9 protein-coding genes are annotated in these 8,488 nt (G+C 64.8%); 4 read left to right on the top strand and 5 right to left on the bottom strand.

All coding sequences use genetic code 11. From position 1 onward, the window contains the following. The 3 genes from QZ964_RS04285 to QZ964_RS04275 form a co-directional block, all read left to right on the top strand. Positions 1-1,095, top strand: a 1,095-nt coding sequence (locus QZ964_RS04285) for a transglycosylase domain-containing protein (protein WP_292529124.1), incomplete at its 5' end; no start/stop codon positions are given. Between the two features lie 15 nt (positions 1,096-1,110). Further along, complete coding sequence (locus QZ964_RS04280; RefSeq protein ID WP_292529123.1) at positions 1,111-1,701, top strand: DUF1214 domain-containing protein; 591 nt, start codon at positions 1,111-1,113, stop codon at positions 1,699-1,701. Beyond that, positions 1,692-2,294 (top strand): DUF1254 domain-containing protein, encoded by a 603-nt coding sequence (locus tag QZ964_RS04275; protein WP_292529121.1) that lies wholly within the window; start codon positions 1,692-1,694, stop codon positions 2,292-2,294. The genes QZ964_RS04280 and QZ964_RS04275 overlap by 10 nt, the downstream gene beginning before the upstream one ends. 191 nt (positions 2,295-2,485) lie before the next feature. Here QZ964_RS04275 and QZ964_RS04270 read toward each other — a convergent pair whose 3' ends face one another. From QZ964_RS04270 to QZ964_RS04260, 3 genes are read right to left on the bottom strand one after another with little or no spacing between them, the layout of a single operon-like run. Then, positions 2,486-2,884 (bottom strand): DUF1178 family protein, encoded by a 399-nt coding sequence (locus QZ964_RS04270; RefSeq protein WP_292529120.1) that lies wholly within the window; start codon positions 2,882-2,884, stop codon positions 2,486-2,488. Then, positions 2,881-3,153: a glutaredoxin 3 gene (gene grxC / locus QZ964_RS04265; protein WP_292529118.1), complete on the bottom strand. Its 273-nt coding sequence runs from the start codon at positions 3,151-3,153 to the stop codon at positions 2,881-2,883. The genes QZ964_RS04270 and grxC overlap by 4 nt, the downstream gene beginning before the upstream one ends. Positions 3,154-3,174: 21 nt before the next feature. After that, positions 3,175-3,924 (bottom strand): ComF family protein, encoded by a 750-nt coding sequence (locus QZ964_RS04260; protein WP_292529116.1) that lies wholly within the window; start codon positions 3,922-3,924, stop codon positions 3,175-3,177. A 297-nt stretch (positions 3,925-4,221) separates the two neighbouring features. Between QZ964_RS04260 and QZ964_RS04255 the strand changes: the two genes are divergently transcribed. Continuing rightward, complete coding sequence (locus tag QZ964_RS04255) at positions 4,222-5,544, top strand: cation:proton antiporter (RefSeq protein WP_292529112.1); 1,323 nt, start codon at positions 4,222-4,224, stop codon at positions 5,542-5,544. Positions 5,545-5,583: 39 nt separating this feature from the next. On the opposite strand, the gene QZ964_RS04250 is transcribed toward QZ964_RS04255, so the two are convergent. Both QZ964_RS04250 and QZ964_RS04245 read right to left on the bottom strand, forming a co-directional pair. Continuing rightward, positions 5,584-6,768, bottom strand: coding sequence for a GTP-binding protein (locus QZ964_RS04250; protein ID WP_292529109.1), 1,185 nt, complete (start codon positions 6,766-6,768; stop codon positions 5,584-5,586). Positions 6,769-6,872: 104 nt separating this feature from the next. Further along, positions 6,873-8,324, bottom strand: coding sequence for a D-alanyl-D-alanine carboxypeptidase family protein (locus QZ964_RS04245; protein ID WP_292529107.1), 1,452 nt, complete (start codon positions 8,322-8,324; stop codon positions 6,873-6,875). Between the last annotated feature and the right edge of the window lie 164 nt (positions 8,325-8,488).

Below are 8,488 nucleotides of genomic sequence, written 5' to 3'. Positions count from 1 at the left end.
GTTCGCGCCATCGTCGGCGGGCGGGACTATGGCGCGAGCCAGTTCAACCGCGCGACCGACGCCGCGCGCCAGCCCGGCTCCTCCTTCAAGCCCTATGTCTATCTGACGGCGCTGATGAGCGGCAAATTCAAGCCGACCACCATCGTCACCGACCGGCCGACCTGCATCGGCAATTATTGCGTCCATAATTACAGCGGCGGCTACGCCGGCTCCATGCCGCTCGCCATGGCGTTGGCGAAATCCTTGAACACTATCGCCATCCAATTGTCGCAGGCGATCGGCAATGGCGATTCGCGGATCGGCCGCGCCAAGATCATCGACACCTGCCGGCGTCTCGGCATCAGCACGCCGCTTGAAGACACGCCGTCGCTGCCGGTCGGCCAGAGCGACGTCATTCCGCTTGAACATTCGGCCGCTTACGCCGCTTTCGTCAACGGCGGCAAGAAGGTCACGCCTTACGCCGCTGTCGAAATCCGCAACCGCCAGGGCGATCTGCTGTATCGCCATGACCGCGACGCCCCGCCGCAAAAGCAGGCGGTGCCCTACGACAAGGTCGTCGAACTCGCCGGCATGATGAAGAAAGTCGTCGAGGAAGGCACCGGCAAACGCGCCCAGCTTGGCGAGGGCATCGACGTCATCGGCAAGACCGGCACGACGAACGGCTACAAGGACGCATGGTTCTGCGGCTATTCCGGAACGATGGGCGGCTGCGTCTGGTACGGCAATGACGACAATGCGCCGATGAACAACATGACCGGCGGCACGCTGCCGGCCGGCACCTGGCACGACATCATGGCCTATGCGCATCAGGGCGCGACCTTGAAGCCGATCGTCGGATTGAGGCCGGATCCCAAAGGCGCGACGGCCGTCGTCAACGCCAATGTGGTGAAGCCCGTCGAGCTCGGCGCGCCGCAGCGGCCAGCGACCTTGTCGAAGAGCGCGATCCAGGCGCTCGAATCGATTCAGATGAAGATCAAGGCGGTCGGCGGCGACAAGCAGAGCGGGCTCGAGGCGCCCGAACCTGCAGCGTCCGACGCCGCGCCGCGAGAGGCGATGCGCGCGCCACACGCGGCCGACGGCGGCGTCATACGTTAGCTTCGGGAGCGCTTCTTGGACCTCAAGCCTTACGCGAATTATCTGCGCGCCGCCTCGGCGATGATCGCCGGCATCGCGATCGGGCTCTTTGCGACGGTGCTGTCGCTCAACGCCGGCTACGGCTTCAATTCTTTACGCGCCGGTCCGTGGACGTCATGGCCGCATATCGGCGGCGCCGATATCGATCCTTACGCGCGGGCGGTGATCTCGCGTTCCGGCGAGGCTCCGCTCGGCCGCGATCAGGGACTGGCCTTCATCGCGCGCACCGATTCCGACGGCGCGCCGCTTGACGCCGAATGCAAATATCGCATCGTCGATCCCTTGCCAGCCGCGCGTTTCTGGACGATTGCGCTCGCCAGTCCTGACGGAAGGCTCGTCGCCAATCCCACCGACCGTTACGGCTATTCCTCGGTCGACGTTCTGCGCAAGGAGGGCGGCGCTTTTGAAATCGACGTCGCTCGGGACGCGCGGCCCGGCAATTGGCTGTCGCCGGGAAAGGCGCAGGGTTTCGTCGTCATGCTGCGGCTCTATGATACGCCGCTCGACATCGACTCAAATCCCGATCCCAATTCCTTTCCAAAAATCGTGAAACTCGGATGCGCCTGAATATTCCCGATCGCTTTCTCGACCTCTTGCCCTGGTTGATGGCCACGCTGCTCGTCGCCGGGATCGTGCATATCGTTTCGGTGCTGCTGATGCCGACTGTCGCGCCGCGCGACGCGCTGGGGCGGCTTGCAGCCTATGTGAAGAGCGCCGCTCCGGCGGAAGGCGTGGTGCTGCTGCCGCAGATGGCGCCCGGCGACGAGACGCTTCCCTTCGAAGATCCGGCCTTCGCCGAGGCGGTCTGCGTCTATGATCTCGGCAAGGGTCCGCTGCGGGTCAAGACCAGCGTCGACGGCGAGGATTTTCTCGGCCTTTCGTTTCACGCCAACGCCGGCCGCATCTATCATTCGATGACTGATCGCTCGGCGATCAAGGGCAAAATCGACATCGTCGTCGGCGACGCGCGCCAGATCGACGCTATGCAGAGCGCGGATGAGGGCGATGCGCCGCCGCCGTCGGAAGTGCGGCTCACCGCGCCGACGAAGCGCGGCTTCGTGCTGATCCGCTCTTTGGCGAAGCGCCCTTCCGATCAGGAGCGCGCGCGCAACCGGTTGAGCGCGATCAGCTGCCAGAGTTTCGATCTGCCGCAGGGGTGAGTCTCGCGGACGCTGTCATTCCCGACAGGCCTCAGGCCTGATCGGGAATCCAGGGGCGACGCCACGCATGATTGGTCTTTTCTGGATTCCCGATCGCGCTGCGCGCGTCGGGAATGACATCGTGCAAAGCGCTGCGTATTGGGAGCGACATTAGCCGCGCATCGTGTTTTGCGCAGGAGAAGAGGCGCGCGTCAGTTGCCGTCGCTTGGCAGCCCCGGGATCGGAAGAATCTCGATTCCCTCTTCGAGCAGCGCCTTGGCTTCCTCGAAAGTCGCATGGCCGCGGATCGCGCGGCGTTCGGTTTCGCCGTCCTCGATGGCGCGCGCCTCCTCCGGGAAGCGGTCGCCGACGTCTTCGGTATGGGCGATCACCGTGTCGTGCAGCTCGCGCAGCTTGGCGCGCAGATCGCGCGCAGCGTCGTCGCGCGGCTTGGCGACATTGGGCGCCATCACGTCGCGCGCGATCTTCGTCGAGTCGCAAAAGGGACAGGAGATCCGTCCTTCGGTCGCCTGCTTCTCGAAGCTTGCGCTGTCGCGAAACCAACTTTCGAAGCTGTGGCCGGCGTCGCAGATGAGCGAATAGCGGATCATGCCGGCGCTCCTCCGGCGAGGAGCGCGTCGAGCGCGCCCTCGCGTTCGAGGGCGTAAAGTTCGTCGCAACCGCCGACGTGCCGGTCGTCGATGAAAATCTGCGGCACGGTCGAGCCGCCATTGGCGCGCTGGCTCATCCGGCGGCGTCCGAGCGGGTCCCACGCCACCGAAATTTCTTCAAAGGCGGCGCCCTTCTGCGTCAGCAGCCGCTTTGCGGCGACGCAATAGGGGCAGGTGGGCGTGGTGTAGATTTCGATGCGGGGGGCCATGGCGCGCTTATACGCCGGCCGCTATGGGCTTGTCACGGCCCGCGCGAAGACCAGGAGATCGACGCGCGCCGCGCCCGCCTTGCGTAACGCGCGCGTCGCGGCGTTGGCCGTCGCCCCGGTGGTCAGCACATCGTCGACGAGCACGACATTGCGCCCGTCGATCGCGTCGGCGCGTTCGGGCGAGACGCGAAAGGCACCGGAGAGATTGGCGGCGCGCTGCGCCCGCGTCAGCCCGACCTGGGGCGCCGTCGGCTTGACGCGCAAAAGCGCCATCATCTCCGCCGGCACGGCGCTCTGGCGGGAAATCGCCTGCGCAAGCGCCGCCGACTGATTGAACCGGCGCGCCAGAAGCCACAGCCGGTGTAAGGGGATCGGCACGATCACATCGGCGTCGGCGAGGAGTTCGGCGCCGGCCCGCGCCATCCAGCAGCCGATCGGTTCCGCGAGCTCCAGCCGGTCGTAATATTTCAGACGGTGCGCCAGGGCGCGGGCCTTGTCGCTGTCATATCGGGCGACGGCTCTGGCGCGGCCGAAGGCTGGCGGATTGGCTGCCGCTTCGAGCGAGATCAAGCCCGGCTGCGCCAGGTCGCGTTCGAACGGCGTGCCGAGCCGCTCACAATAGGGGCGCTCGATAAAGGCGATGTCGCGCCAGCATTCGGCGCAGATCGCGCCATGAACGGCGACGGCGCTTCGGCAGACGAGGCAGGACGGCGGATAGACGAGATCGAGAAGCGCGTTCCCCGCCCGTGCAAAGGGTCGCAAAAGTCCCATCTCGGCGCGCCGCGTCATCGGTCGAAACCCGCTCGATCAGTCTTTCCAATGCGATATTTGCCGCCGTCCCGGCATGTATTCCGGCGCCGGAAGGATTGTGTCGCCACTCGCGCGCCGACCAAAATCGTTCGATCGAGATCGTCCGACGCTCGGCCGCCCCCTGTATTGCTAATCAGGGGTTGAGCGCAGGCGGAACCCTAACGCATCGTATGGATCTGGAAAAGATTCGGTCGCGGGTCGGTTTGCCGGCAATCCGCCGTGACCTGCGAATTGGAGCCCAACAGGAGATTGACGCCCATGATTGAGTTCCACGCGATCTTCATCATCTCCTGCATCGCCGTGCTCGCGCCGCTGCTCAATCGCATTCCGGTTTTTGCGCGCGCGCCGATCGTCGCCATCGAACTTCTCCTGGGCATGCTTGTCGGCCCGAGCGGCGCGGGACTGGTGAATGCGGACAGCGCTTTGGACTTTCTCAGGGAATTCGGGCTGGTCTATCTGTTTTTTCAGGCGGGTTTCGAGTTCAACCAGAAGGAAATAAGCGGAAAGCCCCTTCGACTAGGGTTTTATGCATGGCTCGTATCCTTGAGCCTTTCGTTAGTTATTTCCGGAGCGCTTTACCTTCTCGGCCTCGTCGAGGCGCCGCTTCTCGTCGCGCTGATCCTGCCGACCTCGGCTTTCGGCATATTGATCCTGATGTTGCGGCAGGCGGGAGAGCTCGACGACGAATTTGGACATTATGTCCTTGGCGTCGCGGCCGTAAGCGAACTCGGGCCGCTCGTTCTCGCGTCAATCGTTCTCGCGCAACACAATCATCATCTCCACCAGACGCTCTTGAGCGCGTCGTTCATCGCCATCGGACTCGCGGCGATTTTCCTGCTCAAGCGGGTCCGATCCGATCGATTGGCGGAAAGCATCGTTCTTTGGCTTGGCGACGGCGAACTGCTTCCCATCCGAATTTCGATTGTGGTTTTGCTCGGTTTCGTCTCCTTCGCCGATCGACTGGGCATGGAGCTTGTGGTCGGCTCCTACATGGCTGGCATGGCTGTCGCAGTCCTTGTGCGCGGCACCAGGGCGGAAATTCTCAAGGAGCGTTTGACGGCGATCGGCTCTGGTTTCCTCATCCCGCTGTTTTTCATCGAGAGCGGCGCGGCTTTCGATTTCCCGGCGCTGGTCTCGAGTCCGGCGAGCGTCGTGCGCTTCATCTTGTTTTGCGTGGCGTTCCTGCTCATTCGCCTGGCGCCGCTCAATCTTTTCCGAGGGACGCTGCCGGAGCGGGATATGCCGGCATTGGCGCTATTGTCGTCGACCACGCTACCGCTGGTCGTCGCGTTGACTTATCTCGGCGTGGGCAGGGGTCAGATGTCGCATGAGACGGCCTCGGCGCTTGTCGGCGCGGCGATGGTGACCGTCACGGCGTTCCCAACATTGGCCTTCTGGCTTCGCGGAACGCATCGACAATCGCGCCTTGCGGACAGCGTATCGCTTGTCGCCCACGCCGTCGCCGATTGGTGCTCGCTGCAGGCGTCCGCCGGATTGGCCAGACTTCCCCCGCAATGGCGCGAGGACCTGCATGGTCTTGAGCGGCGCGTTCGGGACCTTATCAACCGTTCGGCAAAGTAGTATGGGCGTTCGGTCAGGTCGAAGGGAAGGTCGCGCGCGTTAGCCGAGCAGACCGCGCGCCTTCGGCGCGAGCGGACTATCGGCGAGCGCTTGGGCGTCGGGGCGATCCGGCGCAGGGTGATTGACCAGCGCGCCGTAGAGTCCCTGAACGAAGCCTTCGTCGAGATCCTTGACGATGAAGACGATGCGCGTGCGCGTGTCGGCGTCGGGCCAGGCGTCGAGTCGATGCGGCGGGTGGAAGACATGCTGCACGCCGTGGATCGCCACGGGGCGCGAGGGATCGTCGGCGAGGGCCACGATTCCCTTCACGCGCAACATGCGCGGCCCATGCGTGTGGCGCAGAAGATCGATGAAAATATCAAAGGAGGCTGGCGTCAGCGGCGCGTCGGCGGAAAAGCAGAAGGCGCGAATATGCGCGTCGTGCCGGTTCGCGTCATGACGATGGTGATGAGTTTCGTGATGATGCGCATGGTCGTGGCCGGCGTGGCCATGCTCCTGCGCTTCTTCGACCGCCTCGGCGTTGAGCCATTCCTTCACGCGCGGCGTCTTGGTCGAGAGATCGTATAGGCCACAATTAATGATCGCCTCTGGCGTCGCTTCGCCTTTGGCCGCGTCAAGCTGCAGTGCGCCGGGATTAAGTCGCGCCAGCCTCGCCTTCAGCGCGCCGAACCGCTCGGCGCCCTGCGGCAGATCGGTCTTGGCGATGACGAGCCGGTCCGCGACCGCGGCTTGTTTGACGGCTTCCTCATGCGCGTCGAGCGTCGCTTCGCCATTCACCGCGTCGATCAGCGTCACGACGCCGTCGAGCCGATAACGCATCATCAGATAGGGATGATACATGATCGCGTGCAGGATCGGCGCTGGATCGGCGAGGCCGGTCGTCTCCAGCACGATCCGCTTGAACGGCTTGATCCGGCCGTTGTCGAGGCGCTTCAGCAGGTCTTCGAGCGTGTTCACCAGATCGCCGCGGATCGTGCAGCACACGCAACCCGAACTCATCAGCACCATGTCGCCGTCGATCTTCTCGATGAAGAGATGATCGAGGCCGATCTCGCCGAATTCGTTGATGAGGACGAGCGTATCGGCGAGCGCCGGCGAGGCGAGCAATCGATTGAGCAGCGTCGTCTTGCCGGCGCCGAGGAAGCCGGTGACGACGGTCAGCGGAATGGGCGGCGGCGCCGACCGCGCCGTGCGACCGCCGGCGGTCGTGGTCAAATCATTCATTCAGACGGAACTCGCGCCGCGGCAGAAGAGATTTTCCGCTCGCGGAAGGCGCGCATGTTCGCTGAAAACGCCGCGCCTTTCCAGAGCGCGCGTTTCTTTCGCGCTCAGCTTTTGCCCGGTTCGGCGGGGGAGCGAACTTTCGGCGCGACCGCGCGCTTCTGGGCTTCGTTGGGAGATGCGGCCGCTTTCGGCTTGGCCGCGCTTCTCGCCGCCGCCTTCGGCTTCGGCGCGGGCGCGCTTTCGCTTGCGTCGGCGCCGCCGGCGTCAGATTTGGCGGCGTCGGCCCTGGCGGCTCTTGCCGCCGAGCGCGCCGCCTTCACGGCCTTTGCATGCTTGGCGCGGCGCAGCGACACCGCGTCAGGCGCCGGCTTGCCAATCGGCGAAGCGTTCGCGTCGCCGGGCTCCGGTTGCGCCGCATAGGCGGCGAGATCTGGCTGTTCGCCGACGGGAGCGCCCGGCGCCCGCGTCCGGGCCACAGGGCCGGCGTAGCCCGGCGCGCGTCCGACATAAACCGGGACCGGCTCAAAACGCGGGCGTGGCAGGTGCGCGATCTCTTTGGCGTTCGTGCGCTGCTGTTGCTGAGCGCCGCTCAGCGCGTCGAGCAGCGGAACGCCGGAGCCGACAGGGACCGACGCGTCTTCGATTTCCGCCATGAATTGGGCCGCGCCGGGGCCGCGATGATGACATACCGCTTCGCGCAGGTCGGGCGCCGCAGTGGGGCCCGAAGACGGCAGCGAAGCGAGCGAGGCGACGGCCGCGCCGCTCTGGAAGCCGCGGTCGAGCAAGGCCGCCGTCTTCGCCGTGCGCAGAATCGGATTGGGCGCGCCGAGGACGACGGCGATCAAACGCCGGCCGCCGCGGGTGGCTGAAGCGACAAGATTGAATCCGGCCGAGCAGGTGAAGCCGGTCTTCATGCCGTCGGCTCCGGGATAGCGGCCGAGCAGATGGTTATGAGTGGGAATGATCTGCTTGCCGAGCTGCATCGCGCCGATGTTGAACAGATTGGCGTGCTCGGGAAACTGCAGGTAGAGCGCGCGTCCGAGGATAGCGAGATCGCGCGCCGACGTGACCTGCCGTTCGTCGGGGAGGCCGTTAGGATTGTACCATACCGACTGAGTCATGCCGAGCGAAGCGGAAGCGCGGTTCATCTCGTCGGCGAAGGCTTCGACCGAGCCGGACACGCCTTCGGCGATCGCGACGGCGATGTCGTTGGCGGATTTCACCATCAGCATGACGAGCGCGTTGTGCAGGGTGACTTCCGAGCCGGGTCTGAACCCCATCTTGGAAGGCGCCGCGCGGCAGGCGCGCGGCGACATCATCACCGGCGTGTCGAGCGAGATCCGGCCCTGCCGTACCGCTTCGAGCGCGACATAAACGGTCATCAGCTTCGTCACAGAGGCGGGATACCAGGCGGCGGTCGCCTGATCATGCGAGAGCACGGCCCCCGAAGAGACGTCGATGACGATCGACGGCGTCGCGCGGGCGGGCGCAGCGGCGCAAATTGAGACAAACAATGCGGTAGCCGCCGCGATCAATGTGGACTTCGAGAAGATCATCCGCATAGCCCCTGACCCGTCGCCGAAACGCGCGGGATCGCATAAAAACGCCGACTGTATAATAGCGCGCGAGGCGCACAGCCGAAATAGGCGGGGATTTGGGCGATTCGGGGGCGGCGTTTGCGGACTGTTAACCGTAATTCTTAAGAAAGGGCCCAGCTGCG

The sequence above is a fragment of the Methylocystis sp. genome (assembly GCF_021731785.1).
Lineage (GTDB): Bacteria > Pseudomonadota > Alphaproteobacteria > Rhizobiales > Beijerinckiaceae > Methylocystis.
Note: the sequence above shows the minus strand (reverse complement) of the source record. Positions and strands in the feature narration are given on the sequence as shown.